Source organism: Nocardia neocaledoniensis (genome assembly GCF_003182135.1).
GTDB lineage: Bacteria > Actinomycetota > Actinomycetes > Mycobacteriales > Mycobacteriaceae > Nocardia > Nocardia neocaledoniensis.
This window is the reverse complement of record NZ_QGTL01000015.1, coordinates 151,670-176,007: the sequence shown is the minus strand read 5'-3', so window position 1 is coordinate 176,007 and position 24,338 is coordinate 151,670. Positions and strand designations below refer to the sequence as shown.

General features: G+C 70.3%; 24 protein-coding genes. 8 read left to right on the top strand and 16 right to left on the bottom strand.

Annotation, left to right across the window (positions count from 1 at the left end; translation table 11 throughout):
- Nucleotides 1–106 precede the first annotated feature (106 nt).
- Nucleotides 107–550, top strand: coding sequence for a MarR family winged helix-turn-helix transcriptional regulator (locus DFR69_RS30080; RefSeq protein WP_244198534.1), 444 nt, complete (start codon nt 107–109; stop codon nt 548–550).
- A 12-nt stretch (nt 551–562) separates the two neighbouring features.
- On the opposite strand, the gene car is transcribed toward DFR69_RS30080, so the two are convergent.
- From car to DFR69_RS30050, 6 genes are all read right to left on the bottom strand, one after another.
- The gene (car, locus tag DFR69_RS30075) at nt 563–4,051 is read right to left on the bottom strand and encodes a carboxylic acid reductase (RefSeq protein ID WP_110041039.1); all 3,489 of its coding nucleotides are present in this window, start codon (nt 4,049–4,051) and stop codon (nt 563–565) included.
- Between the two features lie 196 nt (nt 4,052–4,247).
- A complete protein-coding gene (locus tag DFR69_RS30070) occupies nt 4,248–4,835 on the bottom strand; it encodes a TetR/AcrR family transcriptional regulator (RefSeq protein WP_110041038.1) in 588 nt (195 codons plus the stop codon).
- Nucleotides 4,836–4,892: 57 nt separating this feature from the next.
- Entirely contained in the window at nt 4,893–5,273 is a 381-nt protein-coding gene (locus DFR69_RS30065; protein ID WP_110041037.1) for a carboxymuconolactone decarboxylase family protein, read from the bottom strand.
- Entirely contained in the window at nt 5,270–6,148 is an 879-nt protein-coding gene (locus tag DFR69_RS30060) for an NAD(P)-dependent oxidoreductase (RefSeq protein WP_110041036.1), read from the bottom strand. Before DFR69_RS30060 ends, DFR69_RS30065 begins: the two co-directional genes overlap by 4 nt.
- On the bottom strand, nt 6,145–6,894 hold the full coding sequence (locus DFR69_RS30055; protein WP_110041035.1) for an SDR family oxidoreductase: 750 nt from the start codon (nt 6,892–6,894) through the stop codon (nt 6,145–6,147). Before DFR69_RS30055 ends, DFR69_RS30060 begins: the two co-directional genes overlap by 4 nt.
- A 30-nt stretch (nt 6,895–6,924) precedes the next feature.
- Nucleotides 6,925–8,394, bottom strand: coding sequence for an aldehyde dehydrogenase (locus tag DFR69_RS30050; protein WP_110041034.1), 1,470 nt, complete (start codon nt 8,392–8,394; stop codon nt 6,925–6,927).
- Between the two features lie 117 nt (nt 8,395–8,511).
- Here DFR69_RS30050 and DFR69_RS30045 point away from each other — a divergent pair, with 117 nt between their 5' ends.
- The 6 genes from DFR69_RS30045 (at nt 8,512) to DFR69_RS30020 (ending at nt 14,845) form a co-directional block, all read left to right on the top strand.
- Nucleotides 8,512–9,099, top strand: coding sequence for a TetR/AcrR family transcriptional regulator (locus DFR69_RS30045; protein ID WP_110041033.1), 588 nt, complete (start codon nt 8,512–8,514; stop codon nt 9,097–9,099).
- 104 nt (nt 9,100–9,203) lie between these two features.
- Nucleotides 9,204–10,556, top strand: coding sequence for a cytochrome P450 (locus tag DFR69_RS30040; protein WP_110041032.1), 1,353 nt, complete (start codon nt 9,204–9,206; stop codon nt 10,554–10,556).
- A 41-nt stretch (nt 10,557–10,597) separates the two neighbouring features.
- Entirely contained in the window at nt 10,598–11,854 is a 1,257-nt protein-coding gene (locus DFR69_RS30035; protein WP_110041031.1) for a cytochrome P450, read from the top strand.
- On the top strand, nt 11,854–13,110 hold the full coding sequence (locus tag DFR69_RS30030; RefSeq protein WP_110041030.1) for a glycosyltransferase family 4 protein: 1,257 nt from the start codon (nt 11,854–11,856) through the stop codon (nt 13,108–13,110). Before DFR69_RS30035 ends, DFR69_RS30030 begins: the two co-directional genes overlap by 1 nt.
- Nucleotides 13,104–13,826 (top strand): class I SAM-dependent methyltransferase, encoded by a 723-nt coding sequence (locus DFR69_RS30025; RefSeq protein ID WP_110041029.1) that lies wholly within the window; start codon nt 13,104–13,106, stop codon nt 13,824–13,826. Before DFR69_RS30030 ends, DFR69_RS30025 begins: the two co-directional genes overlap by 7 nt.
- Nucleotides 13,823–14,845 (top strand): prenyltransferase, encoded by a 1,023-nt coding sequence (locus DFR69_RS30020; RefSeq protein ID WP_110041028.1) that lies wholly within the window; start codon nt 13,823–13,825, stop codon nt 14,843–14,845. The genes DFR69_RS30025 and DFR69_RS30020 overlap by 4 nt, the downstream gene beginning before the upstream one ends.
- Nucleotides 14,846–14,850: 5 nt before the next feature.
- Here DFR69_RS30020 and DFR69_RS30015 read toward each other — a convergent pair whose 3' ends face one another.
- Nucleotides 14,851–15,510: a class I SAM-dependent methyltransferase gene (locus tag DFR69_RS30015; protein WP_110041027.1), complete on the bottom strand. Its 660-nt coding sequence runs from the start codon at nt 15,508–15,510 to the stop codon at nt 14,851–14,853.
- 85 nt (nt 15,511–15,595) lie between these two features.
- Here DFR69_RS30015 and DFR69_RS30010 point away from each other — a divergent pair, with 85 nt between their 5' ends.
- Entirely contained in the window at nt 15,596–15,742 is a 147-nt protein-coding gene (locus DFR69_RS30010) for a DUF1059 domain-containing protein (RefSeq protein ID WP_110041026.1), read from the top strand.
- 5 nt (nt 15,743–15,747) lie between these two features.
- Here DFR69_RS30010 and DFR69_RS30005 read toward each other — a convergent pair whose 3' ends face one another.
- From DFR69_RS30005 to DFR69_RS29965, 9 genes are read right to left on the bottom strand one after another with little or no spacing between them, the layout of a single operon-like run.
- Nucleotides 15,748–16,323 (bottom strand): hypothetical protein, encoded by a 576-nt coding sequence (locus DFR69_RS30005; protein WP_244198533.1) that lies wholly within the window; start codon nt 16,321–16,323, stop codon nt 15,748–15,750.
- 16 nt (nt 16,324–16,339) lie between these two features.
- Entirely contained in the window at nt 16,340–17,296 is a 957-nt protein-coding gene (locus DFR69_RS30000; RefSeq protein ID WP_110041025.1) for an MlaD family protein, read from the bottom strand.
- Nucleotides 17,293–18,369 (bottom strand): MlaD family protein, encoded by a 1,077-nt coding sequence (locus DFR69_RS29995; protein WP_244198532.1) that lies wholly within the window; start codon nt 18,367–18,369, stop codon nt 17,293–17,295. The genes DFR69_RS30000 and DFR69_RS29995 overlap by 4 nt, the downstream gene beginning before the upstream one ends.
- Complete coding sequence (locus DFR69_RS29990) at nt 18,366–19,466, bottom strand: MlaD family protein (protein WP_244198531.1); 1,101 nt, start codon at nt 19,464–19,466, stop codon at nt 18,366–18,368. The genes DFR69_RS29995 and DFR69_RS29990 overlap by 4 nt, the downstream gene beginning before the upstream one ends.
- Complete coding sequence (locus DFR69_RS29985) at nt 19,466–20,488, bottom strand: MlaD family protein (RefSeq protein WP_110041023.1); 1,023 nt, start codon at nt 20,486–20,488, stop codon at nt 19,466–19,468. Before DFR69_RS29985 ends, DFR69_RS29990 begins: the two co-directional genes overlap by 1 nt.
- Nucleotides 20,476–21,474, bottom strand: coding sequence for an MlaD family protein (locus tag DFR69_RS29980; protein ID WP_110041022.1), 999 nt, complete (start codon nt 21,472–21,474; stop codon nt 20,476–20,478). The genes DFR69_RS29985 and DFR69_RS29980 overlap by 13 nt, the downstream gene beginning before the upstream one ends.
- Entirely contained in the window at nt 21,471–22,520 is a 1,050-nt protein-coding gene (locus DFR69_RS29975; RefSeq protein ID WP_110041021.1) for an MlaD family protein, read from the bottom strand. Before DFR69_RS29975 ends, DFR69_RS29980 begins: the two co-directional genes overlap by 4 nt.
- 4 nt (nt 22,521–22,524) lie before the next feature.
- Nucleotides 22,525–23,391 carry an ABC transporter permease gene (locus DFR69_RS29970; RefSeq protein ID WP_110041020.1) on the bottom strand — a complete coding sequence of 289 codons (867 nt, stop codon included), beginning with the start codon at nt 23,389–23,391 and terminating at the stop codon, nt 22,525–22,527.
- The gene (locus DFR69_RS29965) at nt 23,391–24,290 is read right to left on the bottom strand and encodes an MlaE family ABC transporter permease (RefSeq protein WP_373867023.1); all 900 of its coding nucleotides are present in this window, start codon (nt 24,288–24,290) and stop codon (nt 23,391–23,393) included. Before DFR69_RS29965 ends, DFR69_RS29970 begins: the two co-directional genes overlap by 1 nt.
- Between the last annotated feature and the right edge of the window lie 48 nt (nt 24,291–24,338).

The window sequence follows — 24,338 nt, the reverse complement described above, 5'->3', positions numbered from 1 at the left end:
GCGCTCCTGTAGCTACTTGACAAAGTCGATGGTTGAGAACTTCAAGCAATGTCACCGTAGGGGGAAGTATTTGAGATAGTCAAGTATTTGCGGATAGGGTGATCTCATGGCAGACGCTCCCCGCACCGATCCCGCCCGGCTCATGGAGCTGTTGTCGGTGTCGCTCGGCGTCTACTACGGCGATTTCACGACCGCGGCGGCGAGTGAGAACCTGACGGCGAGCCAGGGCAAGACGCTGACGGTGCTGCGCAGGCGGCCCGCCTCGATGCGCGCACTGGCCGAGGTCCTGACCTGCGACGCGTCCAATGTCACCGGGATCATCAACCGGTTGGAGAAGCGCGGGCTGGTGCGCCGCGAGACCAGCGCGTCGGATCGCCGGGTGACCACGCTGGTCCTCACGCCCGAGGGCGAGCGGGTCACCGACGCGATCCGCGCGAAGATGAGCGTCACCAGGGCGGGGCTGGATCGGCTCGACGAGGACGAGCGGGAGCTCCTGTCCTCGCTGTTGAAGCGGGTGTTCTACCCGCCACGTGACGCTCCCTCCGAGTGACCGTCGTGCGCCTCAGATCTCCAGCAATCCCAGACGTTTCAGGTCGCTGACGTACTTTCCGATCAGCTCCGGCCCCAGGTGCGGGATGTCGTGCTCGGCGCCGACGCCTGCCGCGCGCACCGCTGCCCGGAAACCCTGGGCGGGCAGTGCCGATCCGGCGACCGGCCTGCCCGGACGGCGGTACGCGTGCAGCAACGGGAGCAACGTGTGCTTGCGCTGGTCCTCGGGCAGCGCGCGCAGGGCCGTCTCGAAACGGGTGAACCACTCGTCGTAGTCGGCGATGCGCTCGACGTGGTGGCCCGCCTCGATCAGCCAGTCGATGAAGACGTCGAGGGAGATGCCGTCGTCGTGCGGGTTGACGACGTCGTAGGTGCGGTAGCCCGTGGTCGCCGCCGCACCCAGTTCCGTGATCGCGGCGGCGACGAAGTCGGCGGGCAGGCCGTCGTAGTGCGCGCGCCGCCGCTGCCCCTGGGAATCGGTGCGGTAGAACGACATCGGCGCCAGCCCGGTGACGAGGACGCTGAGCAGCAGCCGGGTGAACACATCGGGGACGTTCAGCTGGCCGGGGTGGTCGCTGTGCGCCAGGATCATGTCCGAGCGGAACACCGCCACCGGCAGGCCGAAGGTGTCCGACGCGTCACGCAGCAGCACCTCGCCCGCCCATTTGCTGTTGCCGTACCCGTTGGCGTAGGTCTCGTCGAGCCGGCGCACGGGGCTCATCGTCCGTACGTCGCCGTCCTCGGCGAAGGACTCCCCTTGCGCCGCGACCGCGACCGTCGACAGGTAGCTCACCGGTTTACGGGTCGCGGTCAGGGCAAGCCGGACGACCTCGGCGGTGCCGACGACGTTCGGCCCGAACAACTGCGCGTAGGGCAGCACGTGGTTCACCAGAGCGGCCGAGTGCACGATCAGGTCGACCTCCTCGGCCAGGCGCTGCCAGGTGGCGGTGTCCAGGCCGAGGTGCGGCTCCCCGATGTCGCCGGGGACCACCTCCAGCGTGTCCGCCGCCAGGACACGGAACCGCCGTCCCAGCGCACCGTCGGTCTCGAAGACGGCGTCGAGCCGGGCGCGGGCGGACGCGGCGTCGCTACCGCGCACCACGCAGATCACCCGGCCGCCGAGGGGTGCCAGGCGTTCCAGCCAGGTCAGCAGGAGGAAGCGGCCGAGGTAGCCGTTGGCGCCGGTGATCAGGACCGTCCTCGCGGGGACGAACGCGGCCGGGATGTGGTGTGCCGCTTGCAGAGTGGCGGCGTCCAGGAATGCGGCCAGGGTCAGATCCTCGGCGCGGATCGTTGTCGCGGCGGCGCCGTGCACGGTGTCGACGTCGACGCGGCGGGCGTCCGGCTCGCGTTCGCGGCGGATGTAGCCGGCGAGCCGGGCCAGGTCGCTGTCCGGCGCGAGTAGCACGTTCACGGGCACGTCGACGTCGAGCAGCTCCCGCAGCAGGGTCGAATAAGACAGTGCCGCCAGGGAATCGCCGCCCAGGTCGCCGAACCGCGCCTCCGGCCGCAGGTCGGTGGTGGCGCAGCCGAGAACCGCTCTGGCCGCCCGCGCGACCACCTCGTCCACCGAGAGACCGGCGGCGTCGCGGCGCAGACTCGCCAGCTCCGCCTCCTGGTCCCGTGCCACCTCGTCGTACAGGGCGTCCAGGCGCACGCCGTAGCGCTGTCTGAGCTTGGGCCGCAGCAGTTTTCCTACGCCGGAGAGCAGGCCGTTCGCGATCGTGAACGGTTCCGGCTCGATCAGGAAATCGCGCGGGATCTCATAGGGCTCCAACTCGGCCACCGCGGCGACGCGCTGCAGGGAGGCGGCCACCTGGGCCCGCAGCTGGTCGGGCGGTCCAGCGAGGGCGGCCTCGGTCGGCACGACGACGGCGAGCAGGTAGGCGCGTTCGCTGCTGCCGTAGACGTAGATCTGGCGCACCGGATCGGCGCCGGCGAAGATCGCCTCCAGCCGCGACACCGTGACGAACTCGCCCTGCGACAGCTTGAGGACATTGTTGCGCCGATCGACGTAGGCCAGCCGGTCGGGCGCCAGTTCGGCGACCACGTCGCCGGTGCGGCAGAAACCGTCCTCGTCGAAGACCTCGGCCGTCACCTCGGGGCGGCGGTAGTAGCCCGCGATCATGGTGGTCGTCTTGATCAGCAGCTCGCCGCGCGGATACGGCTTGTCGGTGCGGAAGTAGCCGAGTTCCGGGACGTCGACGAGCTTGTAGTCCAGCACCGGCGGTCGCATCACCTTGGTGTCGAAGATGATGCCGCCGCCGGTCTCGGTGGAGCCGTAGCCGTCGTGCAGGCGCAACCCCAGCACCGACTCCACGAAGCTCCGCAGATCGGGGGCGATCGGCGCGCTCCCACACAGCACCGTCATCAACCGGCCACCCAGGAGCTGTTCGCGCAGTTCGGCTTTCACCCGGTCCCCCAGCGCCTCCCGGTCCGTGCCCGGCCGGGCACGACGATCGACCTCCGCGCGGAAGCGCTGCAGGATCATGTCGCAGACCCGGGGCACCAGGAAGATCTCCGTGGGCCGCACGAGGGCGATGTCCTCGAACAGGGTCGACATGTCCGGCGCCGCCGCGAAATAGGCGGTTCCGCCACGGGCGAGGGTGGCGTTGAGGGTGAGCCGGGCCGCGATGTGGCTCATCGGGAGGAAGTTGACGTTGATGACGGCGATCGGCCGCGCCGGCTGCCAGCCCGCGGTGACCAGCCGTTGGGTGTACATCGCGCCCTTGGGCGTGCCGGTGCTGCCGGAGGTGTAGATCAGCATGGCCAGGGGGTCCTCCCCCGCCGCCGGCACGGTCAGCGGCGCGGGGTCGAGCTTCCGGCCACGAGTGACCGTGTCGTCCACGGTGTGCACCTCGACGGCCGACCCCGCCGTGGCGAGCCGGGCGCGTGCGGCGAGGAGGGCGTCACGGTGGTCGTCGTCGTCGGGGTGATGATCGAACACCAGCAGGCTGTGGGGCGCGGAGCCCGCGAGCACGACCTCCACCGCGACCGCCAGATGCGCGGTGTCCACCGCGAACACCCGCGGTTCCGTTTCGTCGAGAATCGACCGCAGTTGTGCCGGTCCGGCGCCCGACTGCAGGGGCACCGCGACCGCGCCGAGGTGGATCGTCGCCAGGTCGAGCACGGTGTAGTCGGCGCCGGTGAAGCCGAGGGTGGCGATGAAGTCGCCCGGCGCGACACCGTCGGCGTGCCAGGCCGCGGCGACCGCGCGGGCACGATCCCAGATCTCACCGTAGGTCAGCAGCTCGAACTCCGGCAGCAGGCGGCGGACGCGACGGCCCTGCACCACCACCGGTTCGGTGCGCCGGACGCCCAGCGCGGGCCGGTCGCGGTAGGCGGTCATGACGGTCGAGACGAGCTGCGCCAGTGGCAGACCCGGCGTGGTGACGACCTTGTGCACGTCCGCGTCCGGGGTCGCCGCGCGGATCTGCGCGTCCTCGGCGTAGAGCGTCTTGATGCGTTCGGCCAACAGGCCCGCGTCGACGTCGACGGTCATGCGGCGGCCCTCCGGCGACCGGGCGCGGCGGCAGGGAGCGGGAAACGTTCACGGACGACAGGAGCGCGCACGACTCCGTCGGCGGTCGCGATCTCGGTGGTCACCATTCGCCCACAGTACGTGGTACCGACGGTACCGCGCAGGAGGTTGGATCGCGGCCCGCGCACGGCCACCTACCCGGCGAGCTCGTGAGAATTCAGTCGGTGCCCTGCAGAACACGTAGCGCCGCCCGCTCGATGCGGTCCGCGATCTGTTCGTAGGACCCGTACCCCATCCCCGCGCGCACCAGCGCGCCCGCGTAGATCAGCTCGAGCCACTCGATGACCTCGTCGTCGGCATCGGGCCCGAGCGCTCGCGCGATCCGGCCGCGGATCTCGATGCCGATCCGGGTGCGCAGGTGTTCGACGTCCGGGTCACCACCGAGCAGCGCGCTGGTGACGGCGCCCGAGAGTTCCTGTTCGTCGGCGACCAGCAGCGCGATGGTGCGCAGCTCGGCGAGCACGCGCACGGTCGGATCCGGGTCCTCGCTGGCGGGCGAGGGCGAAGCGAGCAGGCGCCGCCAGAAGATCTCGGCCACCAGGTGTTCCTTGGACGAGAAATAGGTGTAGGCGGTCGCCGTGCCGACGCCCGCCTCCGCCGCGACCAACCGGATCGTCATGCCGGAGAAGCCATCGCGGGCCAGCACGCGCAGCGCGGCCTTGGTGAGCCGGTCGACGGTGTCGGCCTGCTTGTCGGTCAAACGCCGCCGCGTCGCTTCGAGGCTGATGGAATCGCTTTCGGACATGCGTCTGGATGCTACTCGCCGGTTCGGCGAGGCCGTCCGACCGCATCGCGTGCCGGGCTACTTCTTCCGCCGTTCCTGCGCGATCACCTTGCCGACGGCCCCGTCCAGTTTGGTGCCCGCGGGCCAGCCGACGTAATGGCAGAGGAACAGGGCGATCTCACGAAGCTGTTCCTCGGACAGTTCCTCGTTGCGCAGCGCGGCGCCGATCTGGATCTCGGCGATGTCGAGGTGGCCCTGCGCGGTGACGGCGCCGAGCAGCAGCAGTCGGCGATCCCGCACGGACAGCCCGGGGCGCGACCAGATGTCGGCGAAGAGATGGTCGGCGGTGACGGCGAAGTGCGCGCCGGGGCCGTCGGCGAAGTCCCAGCCGTAGACCTCGCTCATCTTCGCCAGACCGCGCTGCCTGGTCTCGCTCGGGGTGGTGCCGTCGGCGGTCATGAGATCTCCTTGTCGAGGACGGATCCGGCGACCCCGAGGCCGTCGGCGAGGCGTGCGATGGCCAGTTGCGCCAGCGGCAGGTCGACGCCGAGCCGGGCGCCGAGGTCGACGGCCAGCGACAGGTCCTTCTCGCCGAGGTCGCGCACGTGGCCGAGGATCGGGAACCAGAAGTCGTCGGGATCCAGCGGGGCGGTGGTGTCGCGCAGCATGATCGCGCCCGGGCCGCCGGTGACCGCGTCGGAGTGCCGCACCACTTTGCCGAGGGCGGTCAGGCTCAGCCCGGCGGCCTCGGCCAGGCGCTGGGCCTCGGTGGCGGCGGTGAACGAGATGAAGTGAAGCAGGTTGCGCGCTAGCTTCATTCGGGTGCCCGCCCCGACTCCCCCGGCGTGCACGATCAGGTCGGCGAACAGCCCGAAGGGCGCCCTGATCCGCTCGACCGCGGTGTCGGTGCCGCCGACCATCACGGCCAGGGTGCCGCCGGTGGCGCCGGGCGCGCCGCCGCTCACCGGGGCGTCGACGAACTCGACGCCCTGTTCGGCGCAGCGCGCGGCGAGCGTCTCCGCGGTCCGGTCGCCGATCGTCGAGTGGACCGCGACGACGGTGCCCGGCGCCGCGGTGCGCAGGATGCCGGTGACGACCTCGGTCACCTGCGCGTCGTCGACGACGGTCACGCAGATGACCCGCGTGTGCGCCGCCAGCTCCGCCGGATCGGCGACCGCCCGCGCCCCCGCCTCGACGAACGGCGCCGTGGCCTCGGCGCGCACATCGCAGACGGTGAGCCCGCCCGGCCACGCCAGCAGACGGCGCGCCATCGGCGTGCCCATGTTGCCCAGGCCGACGAAACCGACCGGGAGATACTCGGTTTCGGTCGTCATCGGATGATCTGCCCGCCGTCGACGTTGAGGATCTGGCCGGTGACCCAGCTCGCCTCGTCGGACAGCAGGTACAGGCACGCGCCGACGAGGTCCTCGGGTGTGCCCATCCGCTTGATCGGAATGCGGGACACCATGTCCTTCACCAGGTTTCCCGGCGTGACGGTCTGGGTGGCCTCGGTGTCGATGGGGCCGGGCGCGATGGCGTTGATCCGGATCTTCGAGCCGCCGAGTTCGGTCGCCAGCTGCTGGGTGAGGCCGTTGATCCCGACCTTGGCCAGCCCGTAGAAGCCGGAATACAGCCAGGCCGCTGTGGAGGACTGGTTGACGATGGAGCCACCGCCCGCCGCCATCATCGGCTTCCACACCGCGCGCGTCATGTTCAGCGCGCCGTCGAGGTTCACGCTCATGAACTTCTTGTAGTAGTCCCACGGCACGGTGAGCAGCAGGTCGAGCTTCATCTCGCCGTAGATCGCGGCGTTGTTGACCAGGTGGTCGATGGCGCCGAACTCGGCGACGGCCGATTCGGCCAGGGCGACAGCGGATTCGGGGTCGGCCACGTCGACGTGCCGGAAGACGGCGGTGCCGCCGTCGGCGACGATCCCCGCCGCCACCTCGGCGCCGCGCTCGGCATTGAGATCGGCGACGACGACATTGGCGCCCTCCGCGGCGAGCGCGGTGGCGTAGGCCGCGCCGATGCCCTGTGCCGCGCCGGTGACGATCGCGGTGCGACCGGTGAAACGTGCCATGGTGATTCAGCTCCTGTGGATGGTGTGCGGTCAGGCGGGCGTGGCGACGAGCTTGGTCTCGAGGTATTCCTCGAAGCCGGCGACGCCCATCTCCCGGCCGATGCCGGAGTGCTTGTAGCCGCCGAACGGCGCGTCGGCGTGGTACCAGAGGCCGCCGTTGACACTCAACGTCCCCGTCCGCACGCCCGCGACCACGCGCTCGACGCGCTCGGGATCGGTGCCCCACACCGAACCCGACAGCCCGTAGGGCGATTCGTTGGCCAGCCGGATCGCGTCGTCGTCGCCGTCGTGCGGAATCACGACGAGCACCGGCCCGAAGATCTCCTCCTGGGCCACGGTCGCGGTGTTGGACAGTCCGCTGATGACGGTGGGTTCGACGAAGAATCCGCGTTCGCGATCGGCGGGCCTTCCGCCGCCGGTCTCGATCCGTCCGCCCTCGGCCTTCGCCAGCGCGAGGTAGCGCTCCACCCTGGCGCGCTGCTGCGCGGAAATGACCGGCCCGCAGACGGTTCCGGCGTTCGCCGGGTCGCCGGCGGCGAGCCCGGACAGCGTCGAGGCCGCGGCGGCGACGGCCGCGTCGTAGGAGGCCCGCGGTACCAGCAGCCGCGTGGTGAGCGCGCAGCCCTGGCCGGCGTGCACGGCCACGGTGAACGCGGTGTAGCTCGCGGCCGCCGCGATGTCGGCATCGTCGAGCACCACCGCCGCCGACTTGCCGCCGAGCTCGAGGAAGGTCCGCTTCAGGGTGGCCGAGGCGCTCGCCATCACCGCGCGGCCGGTCTTGGTCGACCCGGTGAAGGTGATCATGTCGACGCGGGGATCCTCGACGAGCCGCGCGCCGACACCGTGATCGGAGGAGGTGACGATGTTGAGCACGCCGGCGGGGATGTCGGTGTGTTCGACGATCAGCGGACCGAGCACGGCGGCGCACCACGGCGTGTCCGGCGCGGGCTTGAGCACGACCGTGTTGCCCGCCGCGAGCGCGGGCCCGAGCTTGGCCAGGTTGATCTGGTGCGGGAAGTTCCACGGCGTGATCGCGCCGACGACGCCGACGGCCTCGCGCCGGATCACCCGGCGACTGGCGACGCCCATCAGCTCCCTGGTGCCGAGATCCGTTTCCCACGCGTAGTTCTCGGCGAGATCGGCGGCATAGGACAGGTCGGCGATCGGGCCTTCCAGCTGCGGTCCGCTGGTGAGCATCACCGGGGCGCCGACCTCGGCGATCGTGAGCTCGCGCAGTTCTTCGAGGTGCTCGCCCATGACGTCGCGCAGCTGGCGCAGGCAGCGGGCGCGGAACGCCGGGTCGCGCGACCAGTCGGTCTCGTCGAAGGCCGTGCGGGCCGCGCCGATCGCGGCATCCATGTCCGCGGCGGAGGCGTCGGCGGCGTAGCCGAGGACTTCCTCGGTGGCCGGGTTGATCGTCGCGAAGACGCCGGAACCGCCGGGGGTCAGCTTGCCGCCGATCAGCAGGGGCGTGCCGTCGGCGGGGACGAGGCCGTTCATAGCAATGCTCCGATACTTGTCTGGACAGGTGTACGGAATATAGTTCGGGTTCCGGAACGGGCGCAAGGAAATCGGCGCCATTTGTCCGAACATCAGTCTGTAGTAGCATCCAGACACATGTCCGAAATCGCGCCTACCGGCATCGAAGCAACCCGACGACGCTTGACCGAGAAACAGGCCGATACCGTGGACCGCCTGACCGCCGCGGCGCTCGAGGTGCTGTCCCGCGAGGGCTACTCGGGCACGACGATCCGACTCGTCGCCGCCGCGGCGAGCGTGGGGACCGCCACCGCGTACACGTACTTCTCCTCCAAGGAACACCTGATCTCCGAGGTGTTCTGGCGCCGCCTGGTCGCCATGCCACCGCTGGACGAGAGCGCGGCCGACCCGACCTCGCGCGTGGTCGCCGTGCTGCGGCAGGTCTCGATGCTGGTGGCCGACGAACCCGCGCTGGCCGGCGCGGTCAGCAGCGCGCTGCTCGGCGACGATCCGGACGTGCGGCATCTGCGCCTGCGCATCGGCACCGAGATCCGCCACCGGCTCGCCGACGCGCTCGGTACCCGCGACCCGGAACAGCTGGCGGCACTGGAACTGCTGTACTCCGGCGCCCTGCTCCAGGGCGGCATGGGCCTGCTGTCGTATGCCGAGGTGGCCGATCTACTCGAAGCCTGCGCGCGCCGCCTGCTGGCCGATCCCGTGGCCTGACCGCCCACGATCGACGGAAAACCTTGTCCGGGGCGCGACACCCGTAGTACTGTCCAGACACATGTCCATCAATCGTCTGGACATCATTCCGGGAAGGATTCCCCATGACGCTGGCCATTCCGCGGCGCGTGTCCGGAGGCGAGGAAGACCACGGACATCTCACCGAGTTCCGCACCGACCCGATCGCCTTGATGCGCCGCGTACGCGCCGAATGCGGCGATGTCGGCACCTTCGAACTCGCCGGGCGCACCGTCGTGCTGCTCTCCGGCGCCGAAGCCAACGAATTCTTCTTCCGGGCCGGTGACGACGACCTCGATCAGGGCGCCGCCTACCCGTTCATGAAGCCGATCTTCGGCGAGGGCGTCGTGTTCGACGCGCCACCCGAACGCCGCAAGGAGATGCTGCACAATCAGGCCCTGCGCGCCGACCACATGCGCGGGCACGCGAGCACCATCGCCCGCGAGGTCGACCGGATGATCGCCGGCTGGGACGACGAGGGCGAGATCGACCTGCTCGAGTTCTTCGCCGAGCTGACCATCTACACCTCCTCGGCCTGCCTGATCGGTGTTAAGTTCCGCGATCAGCTCGATGCCCGGTTCGCGCACCTCTATCACGAACTCGAGCAGGGCACCGACGCGCTCGCCTATGTCGATCCGTACGCGCCGATCGAGAGTTTCGCCCGTCGCGACGCCGCGCGCGCCGCACTGGTGGAGCTGGTGCAGGCGATCATGGATCAGCGCGCGGCCGCGCCGCCGCCGGGCAAGGGCGAGCGCGACATGCTCGACGTCCTGATGTCGGTCCCCGACGAGAACGGCGCGCCGCGCTTTCCCGCGACCGAGATCACCGGCATCTTCATCTCGATGATGTTCGCCGGCCACCACACCACCTCGGGCACCGCGGCCTGGACCGTCATCGAACTGCTGCGCCATCCCGAACTGCTGCACGCCGTGCGGACCGAGCTCGACGAGCTGTTCGCCGACGGCGCCGAGGTGAGTCACCATGCGCTGCGCCAGATCCCGCGGCTGGAGGCCGCGCTGAAGGAGACGCTGCGCCTGCACCCGCCGCTGATCGTGCTCATGCGGGTCGCGCGCGGGGAGTTCGAGGTGTGCGGGCACAGGATCTCCCCCGGGGACATGGTGGCCGCGACACCCGCGGTGTCCAACCGGATCCCGGAGGACTTCCCCGATCCCGACGCCTTCGATCCCGGCCGCTATCTCGATCCGCGCCAGGACGACATCGTCAACCGGTGGACCTGGATCCCGTTCGGCGCGGGCAGGCACCGCTGCGTCGGAGCGCCGTTCGCGCTCATGCAGCTCAAGGCGATCTTCTCGATCCTGCTGCGGGACTGGGAGTTCGAACTCGCGCAGCCGTCGGACACCTATCGCAACGACCACTCGAAGATGGTCGTCCAGCTGCAACAGCCCTGCCGCGTCCGTTACCGTCGCAGGCAGCGCTGAACACCGAGGGCACCCGGCCGTCGGCATCGCCAGGAGGAACCGTGTCAGCGCCGTCGATACCCAGCGGATTCGATTTCACCGATCCCGCGCTGTGGGAAACCCGCAACCCCGTCCAGGAATTCGCCGAATTGCGCCGCACCGCGCCGGTGTGGTGGAACGCGCAGACCGACGCCCAGTCGGGCGGCTTCCGCGACGGCGGCTACTGGGTGGTCTCCAAACACGAGGACATCAAGGAGATCTCCCGCAATCCCGAGCTGTTCTCCTCGCAACGCAAGGGCTCGGTCATCCGGCTGCCCGGTGAGGTGACGCCCGAGCAGATCGAGCTCACGAGCGCGCTGCTGCTCAATATGGACCCGCCCAAGCACACCAAGATCCGGCGCATCGTCTCGAAGGGCTTCACCCCGCGCGCGGTGGAGGGCTTGCGCGCGGCGCTGACCGAGCGGGCGCACGACATCGTGCACACGGCCGCGCGGGCCGGCGGCGGCGACTTCGTGGAGCAGGTGGCGTGCGAGCTGCCCCTGCAGGCCATCGCCGAACTGATCGGTGTGCCGCAGGAGGATCGGCGCAAGCTGTTCGACTGGTCGAATCAGATGCTCAACTACGACGACCCCGAATACGGCGACGCCACCACCACCGACGCGTCCTCGGCCGCCGCGATGGACATCCTCGGCTATGCCTGGAACATGGCCGAGCAGCGCCGTGCCGAGCCGCGCGAGGACATCGTCAGCCGCCTCGTGCACGCCGATCTCGACGGCGCGGCGCTCGGCTCGGACGAGTTCGGGTTCTTCGTCATCTTGCTCGCGGTCGCGGGCAACGAGACCACCCGCAACGCCATCACCCACGGCATGAAGGCCTTCGTCGACCACCCGGAGCAATGGGAGCTCTATCGCACGCGGCGGCCGAGCACCGCGCCCGACGAGATCGTGCGGTGGGCGACGCCGGTGACGGTGTTCCAGCGCACCGCCACCGCCGACACCGAGCTCGGGGGACAGCGGATCCGGGCCGGTGACCGGTTCGGCTTGTTCTACAGCTCGGCCAATTTCGACGAGGACGCCTTCGCCGATCCGTTCCGCTTCGACATCCTGCGCGATCCCAATCCGCATCTGGGTTTCGGCGGCACCGGCGCGCATTTCTGCGTGGGCGCGAACCTGGCGCGGCTCGAGATCGATCTGATCTTCCACGCCATCGCGGAGGTGATGCCGACGCTGTCGCAGGTGACGGAGCCGCAGCGGTTGCGCTCGGGCTGGATCAACGGCATCAAGCATTGGCAGGTCGACTACGGAACCGGGGTGTCGTGATGCGGATCGCGTTGCTGTCGTATCGGAGCAAGGCCCACTGCGGCGGGCAGGGCGTGTACGTCCGGTATCTGAGTCAGGGTCTCGTCGACCTCGGCCACGAGGTGGAGGTGTTCTCGGGGCAGCCCTATCCCGAGGACCTGGACCCGCGCGTGCGGTCGACCGAGGTGCCCAGCCTTGACCTCTACCGCGACGACGACCCGTTCCGCACCCCGCATCCGCGCGAGATCCGCGACCGGATCGACCTGCTCGAGCTCGCCACCATGTGGACGGCGGGCTTCCCGGAGCCGCGGACCTTCAGCCTGCGTGCCGCCAGGCTGCTGGCCGCGCGCGTCGCGGATTTCGATGTGGTGCACGACAATCAGTGCCTGGGCTACGGTCTGCTCGACATCGCCGAGGTGCTGCCGCTCGTGGCCACGGTCCACCATCCGATCACCCGCGATCGCGCGGTGGACCTGGCCGCGACGCCGTGGCGGCGGCGGCCCTTCGTGTGGCGCTGGTACGGGTTCCTCGGCATGCAGCAGCGGGTGGCCAGGCGGATTCCGGATCTCATCACGGTGTCCACCTCGTCCGCCGACGACATCGCCGCGGACTTCGGGGTGGCGCCGGAGCAGCTGCGGACGGTGCCGCTCGGCGTGGACACCGCGTTGTTCCGGCCGCGCGCGGCCCCGCGGGTGCCCGGCCGGATCGTGGCGGTCGCCAGTGCCGACAAGCCGCTCAAGGGGATCGCGCACCTGCTGCACGCGCTGGCCCGGCTGCGTCACGGGCACGAGGTCGAGCTCCGGCTGGTCGCCAAGCTCGAGCCGAACGGCCCGACCGAGAAACTCATCGCCGAGCTGGGCCTCGCCGATGTCGTCACCCCCATCGGCGGAATGAGCGACGAGGAGCTGGCCGCGCTGCTGGCTTCGGCGGAGATCGCGTGTATTCCCTCGATGTACGAAGGGTTTTCGCTGCCCGCCGTCGAGGCGATGGCCAGTGGCACGCCGCTGGTCGCCAGCCGGGCCGGCGCCCTGCCGGAGGTCGTCGGCGACTGCGCCGCCCTGATCGCGCCCGGTGACGTCGACGCGCTCACCGACGCCCTCGCCGCGCTGCTGCGCGATCCGGACCGGCGGCACCGGATGGGCGCCGACGGCAGGCGCCGCGCCCTCGACCTGTTCAGCTGGTCGGCCGTCGCAGCGCAGACGGTGGCCGTCTACGACCGGGCGATCGACCGGTTCCACTCCCCCGACTCTCCCGACCCTCAGGAGGCTTCATGCTGACCGTCGACTTCGATCGCCTGGGCGTCGGCCCCGGCACGCGCGTGATCGATGTCGGCTGTGGCGCGGGGCGCCACGCGTTCGAGGCCTACCGCCGCGGCGCCGACATCGTGGCATTCGATCAGAACGCCGACGATCTGGCCGGGGTGGACGCGATGTTCGAGGCGATGGCCGACGCGGGCGAGGCGCCGGAGTACGCCAAGGCCGAGGCCGTGCGCGGGGACGCGCTCGATCTGCCCTACGGCGACGGCGCGTTCGACGTGGTGATCGCCTCGGAGATCCTCGAGCACGTGCCCGCCGACGACCAGGCGATCGCCGAGCTCACGCGAGTAGTGAAACCCGGTGGCGCGCTGGCGGTCACGGTGCCGCGCTGGCTGCCCGAGCGGATCTGCTGGGCGCTGTCGGACGAGTACCACGCCAACGAGGGCGGCCACGTGCGGATCTATCGTGCCGACGAACTCCGCGACAAGATCACCGCGCACGGCCTGCACCCGGTGCATCAGGACTACGCGCACGCGCTGCACGCGCCGTACTGGTGGCTCAAGTGCGCGGTGGGCGTGCGCGATGACGACAATCCCCTGGTCCGCGCCTACCACCGGCTGCTGGTGTGGGACATGATGTCCGCCCCGGCCCTGACCCGGACGGCGGAGCGACTACTGAATCCACTCGTCGGCAAGTCCGTCGCGCTGTACTTCACGAAGCCGGCGGTGCCGCGGTGACCGGCGACCTGCCGGTCGTGCCCGGCGTGCTCTCGGCGCGCGATGTCCGCCGCACCGCCGAAACCATCGCCGCCGCACAGGAACCCGACGGCGCGATCCCGTGGTTCACCGGCGGCCACACCGACCCGTGGGATCACATCGAATCCGCGATGGCCCTCACGGTCGCGGGGATGTGGGAGCAGGCGCGCGAGGCCTACATCTGGTCGGCGAAATCGCAACGCGCCGACGGCTCGTGGCCGATGCAGCTCCGCGCGGGCCTGATCGAGAACCACGACGCCGACGCCAACTTCTGCGCCTACCTCGCCACCGGCGTGCTGCACGCGCTCACCGTCACCGGTGACACGGAGTTCGCGGCCGAGCTGTGGCCGACGGTGCGGGCGGGCATCGACTTCGTGCTCGGTCTGCAACAGGGCACGCACGGTGAGATCCACTGGTCCGCGAACGAATCGGGGACTTCCGGGGAGGCCTTGTTCACCGGTTGCTCGAGCATCTTTCACAGCCTGGGCTGTGCGGTGACCCTCGCCGAGCGGATGGGTGACCCCCGGCCGGACTGGGTCCGCGCGCGACGCAGGCTCGGGCACGCCCTGCGGCACCATCCGGAAGCTTTCCTCGACAAGAGCCGCTACTCCATGGACTGGTACTACCCCGTGCTCGGCGGAGCCCTGCGAGGCGAGGCCGCCCGCGCGCGCATCGCACGGCACTGGGACGAGTTCGTGGTCGCCGACCTGGGCATCCGCTGCGTGTCCGACGCACCGTGGGTCACCGGCGCCGAGACCTGCGAACTGGTGCTCGCGCTCGATGCCGTCGGCGACACCGCCGGGGCCAGCGCACTGTTCACGAACATGCAGCACCTGCGCGATCCCGACGGATCCTATTGGACCGGACTGGTTTTCACCGATGGCAAGCGCTGGCCGGAGGAGCGCACCACCTGGACCGCGGCCGCGGTGATCCTTGCCGCCGACGCGCTCAGCCGCACCACCGCCGCCAACGGCATCTTCCGCGACGCCGTCGCGGACTGAACCGTTCAGTTGCAGGCGGCGGTGCGCTGCAGAATCCGCAACGAACCCGTCACCGACAATTCGGCGAACTTGCCACTGTCGAGGGCCCGGCGGTAGATGTTGTACGGCGCGCGACCACCGTCGGCGGGATCGGGGAACACATCGTGGATGGCGAGCAGACCACCGCCGGCCACCCAGTGCACCCAGTCGTCGTAGTCCCGTTGCGCGGCCTCCTCGGTGTGGCCGCCGTCGATGAACAGCATGGTCAGCGGGACGCGCCAGATGCGGGCGGCGGCCGAGGACGGTCCGACGATGCCGATCACGGTGTCGGTGAGCCCGGCCCGGATCATGGTGCGGCGGAAGGCGGTCACCGTGTCGAAGACGCCGGTCTCGGGGTCGACGAGCCCGGTGTCGTGATACTCCCAGCCCGGCTGATGCTCCTCGGAACCGCGGTGATGGTCGACGGTGAACACCGTGGCGCCGGTTTCCCGCGCGGCCGCGCCGAGGTAGATCGCCGACTTGCCGCAGTAGGTACCGATCTCGAGGATCGTTCCCGTCCCCGCGTAGTCGCGGGCGGCGGCGTAGAGCGCGCGGCCCTCGTCGGCGGGCATGAAGCCGGTGGCCTGCTCGGCCATCGTGAACAGCGCACCGGTTTCGGCGGAGATCTCGTCGACGGGTCGTCCCATGCCTCACGCTAACACAGCGACTGGAATACAATCCGGACTACTGTCCAGCACCTCGCGGGACAGCGCCATCACAGGAGGAATCTCGATGAAGACCCGCCTCAACTGCCCGTGCGGCACCCAGATCAACGCGACCGACGAAGACGATCTGGTCGCGCAGACCCAGGCGCACCTGGCCGAGAACCACCCCGACCACGACTACACGCGCGACGAGATCCTCTTCATCGCCTACTGAGCCGGCTATTTCGCCGGCAAGGTGTGCTGCAGGCCGCCCACCTCGGTGATCTGCCAGCCCGCGGCGCGGTCGATGGTGAGTGAGTAGGTGACGGTGGTCGCGGCGCCCTGGGGATTCTGGGCGCTCGTGGACACCACCGTGAAATACGCGTTGACCTTGTAGATCCCGCCGGACTCCGAGGTGACGGTCGCCGAGAGCGGCGTGGCCGTCGAGGTCCACTGCAGCGGCAGCAGGATCTGTTCGAGCTGGGGTGCGGTGGCGTCGAACTTCGCCGCCAGCTGCGGTGACGTCCCGGCGCGCAGGCGACCGAACCACGCGGCGACATCACGGTAGTCGATCGTCGAGGCGCCGACGCCGTAGTCGGTCGCGATCCGCTCGGCGTGCCGGTCGTCGGCCGCGCGGGCGTCGCGGTCGGCGATCGTCGATCTGGCCGAGAAGTACAAGGCGGCGAAGGTGACCGTCGCGACGGCGAGTACCCCGATGGTGGCGGCCACCAGCACGCTGGAGATGCGGAGGGACACCGTGCGCGGCGGCCGCTGGGCGGGCTCGGTGGTGGTGGGTTCCGCTGTCGCTGTGCTCATGCGCTTCCTTCACTGGCTATCTGACGGCGATGCGGAATCGCACGGTGCCGTCCGGGTCCACGCTCCGCAGGGCTTGGTCGATCAGGGTGCTGAGGTCGATCGCCGGCGCGCGGTACACCGCGTCGGTGACCACCGGGCCGAGGATCTGCTCGAGTGGCGCGATGCTCGGGCCGATCTCGGCGATCAGGTCGTTGAGGCGGGCCAGGAACGGCACGAGCCCGTCACCGGTGACGTAGTCGGTGAGCGGCCTGCTCTCCACCAGCGCCGAGCCCGATTCGACGATCGCGCTGAGCGTGACGCCGAACTCGCCGAACTTCGGTCCCGCGGCGCCCAGCGACGGTCCGAGCCAGGCCATGTCGCCGCCGAGGGCCTGGATGTCGGCGAACAGCCGCCGGACGAGGTCGGTGCGGCTGAGCAGCGTCGCCGCCAGCAGATTCGAGGACCGCTGCAGCGTCCGCATGGCCGTCTCGGTGTCGGTGAGCGCGCGGTCGAAGGTGTCGACCAGGCGCGCGATCGCCTCGGGCCGGACCTGCGCGAGCAGCTCGACCAGTTTCGCCGACAGCGCGGTGATGCTCATCGGCACGTGGATCCGGTCGGCCGGAACGACCTGTCCGTCTTCGAGATACGGCCCGGCGCCGGAGTTGGGAGCGAACGCGAGGTAGGGCTCGCCGAGCGCCGAGAGCTGTTCGATCCGGATGTCGCTGGCGAGCGGGACGCGATGGCGGCTGTCGATGCTCAGCCGCACCCGCACGCCACCGGCCTGTTTGCGCACGGAGTCGACCTGTCCGACCCGCAGTCCCGCCAGCAGGACCGGCGCGCGCGGTCCCAGCCCGCCGGAGGTGTCCAGATCCATCTCGACGGCGAGGAAGCGCTGCCGCGGGTCGAAGCCGAGCACCCCGACCGACATGTACCCGACACCGAGGAGCAGCACCGCCGCGATCGCCGACAGTGACAGTGCCGCACGCGGATTCATCGCACTGCCCCGATCATCCGCAGGGTGTCGACGATGCGGCCGGTGCGCTCGGCCGCGCTGATCGTGCTCGGGCCGAGGCCGACGTCGACGAGGTCCACCTTCGCACCGCGGGCGCCGAAGGGCACCAGCTTCGTGTTGATCAGGTCGACGAGGGTCTTCATGTTCGAGGGCGCCGAGGTGTCGAGCGGGCTGCTGCCGAACAACACGGGCACCACCGCGCGGGTGGTGGCGTCGAGCGAGGCGAGCAGCGGCCCGAGCCACTGCGCACTGGGGGCGACCGGACCGAGCGCGGTGAGCACGAAGATGACGCCGATCTGCGCGTTGACGGCGTCGGTGGTGTGGTCGACGCCGTAGGGCGTGAGGAGTTCGTCGAGCATGGGCAGGTTCTGCCGCATGCCTTCCTCGACCGTGGCCTCCATGCCGTCGAGCACGGCGTCGACCGAATCCAGGTTCGCGCCGAGGTCGGTCAGGTCGGCGCCGACCACGCCGGCGATCCGGGCCGTGTCGCGCGGATCCGCGGGCATGAGCCCGTTCGCCGTGCGGATGATGGTCTGGAAATCGGTGACGGCGCCGCTGCCGAGGAAGGTCGACAGGCTCGCCAGGATGTCCTCGATCGGCGGGGCCTGGGTGGTGTCGGCCAGCGGGATGGTCGCGCCGTCGGCGAGGGTGGCGCCGCTCGGCTCGGTGGGTTCGGTCAGGGCGATGTGGACGTCGCCGAGCGGGGTCTCCTGGCGCAGGACGGCGGTGGTGCCGACCGGCAACCGCACCGATTGCCGGATCTCGACATCGGCCACGGCGTATCCGGGTCGGGCGGCCTGGTCGGTGGTCGCGGCGACCGGGTCGACCAGGGTGACCCCGGTGAGCCTGCCCACCCGCACGCCCGCGGCGATCACCTTGGCGCCCTGGGGCAGATTGAGGACATCGGCGAACTCGATGCGCAGTCGGTAGGCCGGTCCGCCCGTTCCCGTTCCGGGGACCGGGAGGTCAGCGGGCCGGAACCCACAGCCGGTGCCCGCCACCATGATCAGGAGAACAAGCAGTCCGTGGACGGTTCCACGGCGCAGTCGGGTCATCGGGCGCTCACCCCCGCGAGGAGAACCGGCAGCGCCGGAATCGTCATGGTGCCGTCGGCGGCCGCCGCGCACCCCTGCCCGGTGACGGCGCGCACCGCCTCGCAGATCCCGGCCGAGTCCTGTTGGGGCAAGGCAATTCTCGGTGGCGCGTAGCCGATCGTCAGCTGCCCGCTGGCCGGGTCGACCGCACCCGCGAATCCGGTGGCGAGCGCGGGAGTCATGGCGATCACCTCGGCCAGCGAGGCGACGCCCGCCGCGATCATCCTGGACAGGTCGGGCACGGATTCCAGGGCGCGCAGCGCGGGCGAGCCGAACATCATGACCACGTCGTTGAGCTGGGGCAGCAGGTCGGCGAGGGTCGCGACGATCTGGATGATGGGCGGGAAGGCGATCGTGACGATGTCGTCGAAGGTCTGCGGCAGCCCCGCGACGGTGGTCTCCACCTGCGCCCACCCGCCGCGCGCCCGCTGGGCGAGTTCGGCGAGCGCGTCGAGCAGCTGCCCGAGGTGACCGATGGCCGCGTCCGGGGCGGCCAGCGCCCGGCTCAGTGCCAGGATCATGTCGTTGAGCTGCTGGCCGGTGCCCGCCGTCGCCGCGTCGATGGCGTCGAGCCCGGCGCCGAGCGCGCCGCGCTGCGCCGGGTCACCCGCGCCGTTGAGCTGATCGGCGAGGCCGGCGAGCGCGTCGAAGGTCTGCGACAAGCTCTTGGGCGTCAGCGTTCTGGTGATGCAGGCTCCCGGCGACCACCCTGGTCCCGCCGGTTCGGCGCCGATGAGTTCGAGGCGGCGATCGGCGATCAAGGTGTCGCTGACGGTGACCGCACCCACGTCGGGCGGGAGCTTGCGATCGGCGCGCACGGTGAAGTCGACCCGCGCGGTCGCGCCGACGACGGTGATCGCGGTGACCCGGCCGACGGGTACGCCGAGCACCGTCACCGCACTGCCCTCGTAGAGCCCGATGCTGTCGGGCATGTCGGCGCAGTAGCCGCGCGTCGCCGGATGGGGCGTGCTCCATCGCAGGCCGAGGGCACCCGCCAGGACCAGCGTGAGGACCACCGCGGCCGACATCAGTCCGCGCGCACCGAGTAGCGCTTTCATCAACATCCCCCACCCGGCAACGGAATACACACCGAGGGCGCCGGGATGGTCGCGCCGGACTGGTCGACGTCGATCCCGCCACCGGGCGCCAGCAACGGCGCCACCCGCTGCTGCAGGGCGCGCACGGCGTCCAGCAGCGCGCCGAGCCGCCCGCCCAGTTGTTCGAGCGCGGGAATCGCGTCGGCCAGCGGTTGCGCGCGCTGCTTCAGCGAGGCGTCCCAGGCCCGGCCCAGCGGCGTGAAGTCCCGCAGGACCACCGCCAGGTCCCGCAGGGACTGCGCCACCTGCACCTTGTTGGTCTGGATGATCTGCTCGAGCGTGCCGAGGGTGATCAGCAGCTTCGCCAGCACGTCGGCGTTCGCGTCGAGCGCGGTCAGGTATTCGTCGGCGATCGCCAGGGTGCGCGAGATGTCGGCGTTCTGCTCGTCCAGGAGGCCGACCAGATCTCCGGCCGCCCGCACGGCCGAGCGGACAGCGTCGGGACTCTTCTCGATCGAGGTGGACATGGCCGCCAGATCCCGGCGCACCGTGCTGCCGTCGATCCGCCGCACCGGTTCCACCGCGTCCTGGAAGGCCTGGGTCAGGTTGTACGGCACGATGACTCGCTCGCGCGGGATGACGGCGTCGCCGAGGGGGCGGGTCCCGGCCGGGAGCACGGCGACGTAGTAGCCGCCGACGAAGGTCAGCATCCGGATGTCGAGAGTCGTCTGATCGCCGAGGAAGGCGTCGGCGGCGACGGTGAAGTCCATTCGCACCCGGTCGGCCAGCAGCGTCAGTGCGGTGACCTTGCCGACGGGGATGCCGGCGAGGCGCACATCGTCACCGGGGCGGACCGACCCGGCCTGGGTCAGGTCGGCGGAATAGGCGCGCTCGGGCGAGGTTCCGGTGACGTACACCGCGCCGATCCCGACGAGCAGGACCACGGCGGCGCAGATGCCCGCGATCCCCCAGCGCAGGTCGCCGGCGCGAGGATCGCGCGTGGGACGCCGGAACCCGAACGCGCGCAGCGCTATCGGTGACACAGGACCACCCCCTGTCCGGCCAGCAGTACCCCCAGCGGTTCGGGTGCCTGGGTGGCGCCGTGCGAACAGACCAGGCCGGGCCCGGTCGCCGGAACGGCCTGGGCCAGCGCCTGGATCAACCCCGGCAGGTCGTCGAACGCGGCGACCGCGTCGACGGGGTCGGGGAAGGCACCACGCAGTGCGGCATCGAGGTCACGGCCGGGCTCACCGGTCACGCCGAGCACGGTGAGCATGCTGCGCAGCGGCTGCAGCACGGCCGGGATGCCGACCGCGAAATCGACCAGCCCGGGCAGTTTCTCGGTGATGGTGATGAACAGGTTGGTGAGATTGGTCAGCAGCGTCATCGCGTTGCCCGACTTGCCACCGAGGTGGTCGGCGACCTGGGCGAGGTTCGCGGCCAGTGTCGACAGCACGGCTTGCCGGTCGGAGGCGTGCCTGCTCAAGGTGTCGATCGCGGCCATGGCCTGGCCCAGGCCCGTGCCGTCGCCCTCGACGACGGCGAGGATGCTGGTCGCGAAACGGTTCAGGTCGTCGGGCGAGAGTTGCGCCAGCACGGGCTGCAGGCCCTTGAACAGCCGGGTGATGTCGAAGTCGGGCACCGTCTCCGCCGTGCCGAACACCGCGGCCGGGTCGCGGCGGTCGCCGAGCTCGGCCGGCTGCCGGATCTCCAGATACCGGAATCCGGTGAGGTTCTGGTAGCGGATCGCGATCGTGGTGCCGGTGTAGAGCGTCCGCTCCCGCAGCACCGTGAAGCGGACCCGCGCCAGCGCGCCGTCCAGTTCGACCGCGCGCACCTTGCCGACCTGCACCCCGTAGAGGCGCACGTCGTCGCCGGTGCGCAGACCGTTCGCGTCGGTGAACAGCGCTGTGTAGGTGTGGGTTTCACCGTCCACCGGACGTTCGATCACCCGCAGCACGCCGACGAGCACGATCCCCATCAGCGCCGTCGCCACCACCACCCGCAGCAGCAGGCCCCGTGTCGTCATCGGCGGCCTCCCTGTCCGAGCAGCCCGGCCAGCGGTCCGGCCAGGCCCGGTACGCCGTCCAGGTCGACCGCGGCGCGCAGGACCGGGCCCTGCGGGGTGTCGACGAAGGCGTTGTCGAGACGGCCGAGCAGCTCGCCGAGTTCGCCGCCGGTGCGCTCCGGCGTGCTGACCGAGCCCGCCACCTGGTCGAGGACGAGGGTGGTCATCGGCAGCAGCCCGCCGAAATGCTGCCGGGAGGTGGTCAGCAGCTCGGTCACCGTCGGCAGCAGCTGGTACTGGATGTCGGAGAACATCCGGCCGAACTTCTCGAGATTCTCCGGGGTTCCGAGGTAGTCGTTGGAGTATTCGGCGTAGAGCAGGGTCAGGCTCCCGGTCAGCATCGGCGGCAGACCGGTCAGCGCGGAACCGAACTGGTCGAACAGCAGCGACGGTGGCAGCCGCTGGGTTTCGGTGAACGAGCGCACCGTCGCGCCGATGGCCTCCAGCAGCGGGGTGAAGGCGGCGAGATCACGCGAGATCGTGCCGAGCAGGTCGGCGAGTTTCGGGGTGAGCACCTGATCGGTGAGCGCGCCGGTCGAGGTCAGCAGGGCCGAGAGGGTGGCGTCGCGCACGCGCTCGGCGTCGCGGCCCGTCAGGTCGACCGTCGCGCCCTCCGCCAGCGGAACGCCGCCGTCGCCGGGATGGAGCTCGACGGCGCTGATGCCGAAGAGGCTGCCCGGCGCGTAGTCCACCGTGAGCGCGTCCGACAGCCCGAACAGTTGAGAACCGCTCAGCGTCAGCCCGATTCGCTGGGTTCCGCGCCCGGCGGTGTCGATCGTCTCGACCGAGCCGACGCGGACACCGTCGAGCCGCACGTCGGTGCCCGGTGCGACGCCCGCGCCGACCTGCCCGACGAGCAGGGCGACACGGATCTCGTCGGCGGGTCGGTCCTCGGGCACCGCGCGCCAGACGGCGAGGCCGAGCACCGCCACCACGACGGCGATCGTGCCGAGCAGCCGGGCGCGACGCGGCCCGACCTCGGTGCCGGGCAGAGTGTAGGCAGGCATGGCATCACCCGGTGAAGGTCACGGGAGATCGGAATCCCCACAGCACGATGGTGGCGACCATGTCGAGGGCGATGATCGACACCAGGCTGGCGCGGATCGCGCGCCCCGACCCGATGCCGACACCCTCGGGGCCGCCGGTGGCGAAATAGCCCTGGTAGCAATGGATCAGCACGACGGCCACCGCGAAGACCATCACCTTCACGGTGGCGGCGAACACGTCCCAGCCCACCACGAACTGATCGAAGTAGTGGTCGTAGGTCCCCGACGGGGTGCCGTGGATCGTGGTGACGATCAGCGCGCACGAGGCATAGCTGAGGATCAGCGCGACGACGAAAGCCGGCGCGACGGCGATGATCCCGGCGATCACCCGGGTCGTCACGACGAACGGCACCGACCGGATGCCCAGCGATTCGAGCGCGTCGATCTCCTCGGAGATGCGCATGGACCCGATCTCGGCGGTCATCCGGCATCCGGCCTGCGCGGCGAACCCGATCCCGGCCGCGATCGGCGCGAGTTCGCGGGTCACGCCGAACGCCGAGATCAGGCCGCTGAGCTGGCCGAGCGAGAGCAGATTCAGCGCGCTGAAGGCCTCGATGCCGATGGAGGCGCCCATCGCCGCGCCGAGCAACAGCATCAGCGGCACCACCCCACCCCCGATGATCACCGAGCCACGACCCCAGGTCATGTCCGTCACCATGGTGATCGTCTGCCGTCGATAGCGCAGCAGGGTGTACGGCACCGAGGACAGCACCTGCCAGCCGAAACCGAGCGCGAAGCCCAGGGAATCGATCGGGCCGAACGGACGCACGCGAGCCCGCCGCAGCCGCCCCACCCAGCGCAGGCCGACCGGATAGTACGGGGCCGCCGTCATCACGCCATCCTCACCGGGAAGAACATCGTGACCACCTGGGTGATCACGGTGTTCAGCACGACCGCGGCCGCGATGGACATCACCACCGCCGCGTTGACGCCGTCGGCGACGCCGCGCGGCCCGCCGGTGGCCTCTAGCCCGCGCTGGCAGGCGATGACGACGACGAGGAACCCGAAGATCAGCGCCTTGATCAGCGAGACCCACAGGTCGATCGGCGTGGTGAAGGAGCCGAACGACTGCCAGTAGCTGCCGGGCGTGACCTCGAGCGCCGCCACCGCGACCACGAATCCGGACGCGACGCCGACACAGATGATCAGGATGTTGAGCAGCGGCGCCACCAGCATCATCGCGGCGATCCGCGGCACGACCAGCCGGCGGACCGGGTCGACCCCCATCACCCGCAGCGCGTCGACCTCTTCGCGGATGGTGCGCGCGCCCAGGTCGGCGGCGATGGCGGCCGCGCCGGCCCCACCGAGCAGCATCGCGGTGGCCATCGGCGCGCCCTGTTTGATGACGCCGAGTCCGCCGGCCGCGCCGATCATCGAATCGGCGCCGAGTTCGGACACGATATTGCCGACTTGCGCGGAAACGATGACGCCGAACGGAATGGCCATCAAAATACTCGGCACCACGGTCACCCGGATAAGAAACCAAGCCTGGGCGAGTGTTTCGTGAATCTGGAATCGGCCGCGAAAGGCATCCGCGGTGCCCAGTGCGATGGCGCTCGCGCCGATACGCAACGCGCGTCCGAGCGTGGCCACGCTGGAAAGGACCGTGACGGAGAAATTCTGGCGCAGAATGCGCGCGGCGCCGGCCTGGTCCGCACCCCCGTCGGGCGGTGCGAGTTCGCCGTCAACCCGTGCCATGCGGGTGACCGTACCATATGATCTAGACCACATTCCAGACACTGTTCCAGATTCATGACCAGCTTTTCGGCCCCCCGCGGA

Bases quoted from the DNA above. Each gene is read 5' to 3' on its own strand.
- DFR69_RS30080 (WP_244198534.1), top strand. From the start codon at position 107: ATGGCAGACGCTCCCCGCACCGATCCCGCCCGGCTCATGGAGCTGTTG.
- car (WP_110041039.1), bottom strand. From the start codon at position 4,051: ATGACCGTCGACGTCGACGCGGGCCTGTTGGCCGAACGCATCAAGACG.
- DFR69_RS30070 (WP_110041038.1), bottom strand. From the start codon at position 4,835: ATGTCCGAAAGCGATTCCATCAGCCTCGAAGCGACGCGGCGGCGTTTG.
- DFR69_RS30065 (WP_110041037.1), bottom strand. From the start codon at position 5,273: ATGACCGCCGACGGCACCACCCCGAGCGAGACCAGGCAGCGCGGTCTG.
- DFR69_RS30060 (WP_110041036.1), bottom strand. From the start codon at position 6,148: ATGACGACCGAAACCGAGTATCTCCCGGTCGGTTTCGTCGGCCTGGGC.
- DFR69_RS30055 (WP_110041035.1), bottom strand. From the start codon at position 6,894: ATGGCACGTTTCACCGGTCGCACCGCGATCGTCACCGGCGCGGCACAG.
- DFR69_RS30050 (WP_110041034.1), bottom strand. From the start codon at position 8,394: ATGAACGGCCTCGTCCCCGCCGACGGCACGCCCCTGCTGATCGGCGGC.
- DFR69_RS30045 (WP_110041033.1), top strand. From the start codon at position 8,512: ATGTCCGAAATCGCGCCTACCGGCATCGAAGCAACCCGACGACGCTTG.
- DFR69_RS30040 (WP_110041032.1), top strand. From the start codon at position 9,204: ATGACGCTGGCCATTCCGCGGCGCGTGTCCGGAGGCGAGGAAGACCAC.
- DFR69_RS30030 (WP_110041030.1), top strand. From the start codon at position 11,854: ATGCGGATCGCGTTGCTGTCGTATCGGAGCAAGGCCCACTGCGGCGGG.
- DFR69_RS30025 (WP_110041029.1), top strand. From the start codon at position 13,104: ATGCTGACCGTCGACTTCGATCGCCTGGGCGTCGGCCCCGGCACGCGC.
- DFR69_RS30015 (WP_110041027.1), bottom strand. From the start codon at position 15,510: ATGGGACGACCCGTCGACGAGATCTCCGCCGAAACCGGTGCGCTGTTC.
- DFR69_RS30010 (WP_110041026.1), top strand. From the start codon at position 15,596: ATGAAGACCCGCCTCAACTGCCCGTGCGGCACCCAGATCAACGCGACC.
- DFR69_RS30005 (WP_244198533.1), bottom strand. From the start codon at position 16,323: ATGAGCACAGCGACAGCGGAACCCACCACCACCGAGCCCGCCCAGCGG.
- DFR69_RS30000 (WP_110041025.1), bottom strand. From the start codon at position 17,296: ATGAATCCGCGTGCGGCACTGTCACTGTCGGCGATCGCGGCGGTGCTG.
- DFR69_RS29995 (WP_244198532.1), bottom strand. From the start codon at position 18,369: ATGACCCGACTGCGCCGTGGAACCGTCCACGGACTGCTTGTTCTCCTG.
- DFR69_RS29990 (WP_244198531.1), bottom strand. From the start codon at position 19,466: ATGAAAGCGCTACTCGGTGCGCGCGGACTGATGTCGGCCGCGGTGGTC.
- DFR69_RS29980 (WP_110041022.1), bottom strand. From the start codon at position 21,474: ATGACGACACGGGGCCTGCTGCTGCGGGTGGTGGTGGCGACGGCGCTG.
- DFR69_RS29975 (WP_110041021.1), bottom strand. From the start codon at position 22,520: ATGCCTGCCTACACTCTGCCCGGCACCGAGGTCGGGCCGCGTCGCGCC.
- DFR69_RS29970 (WP_110041020.1), bottom strand. From the start codon at position 23,391: ATGACGGCGGCCCCGTACTATCCGGTCGGCCTGCGCTGGGTGGGGCGG.
- DFR69_RS29965 (WP_373867023.1), bottom strand. From the start codon at position 24,290: ATGTGGTCTAGATCATATGGTACGGTCACCCGCATGGCACGGGTTGAC.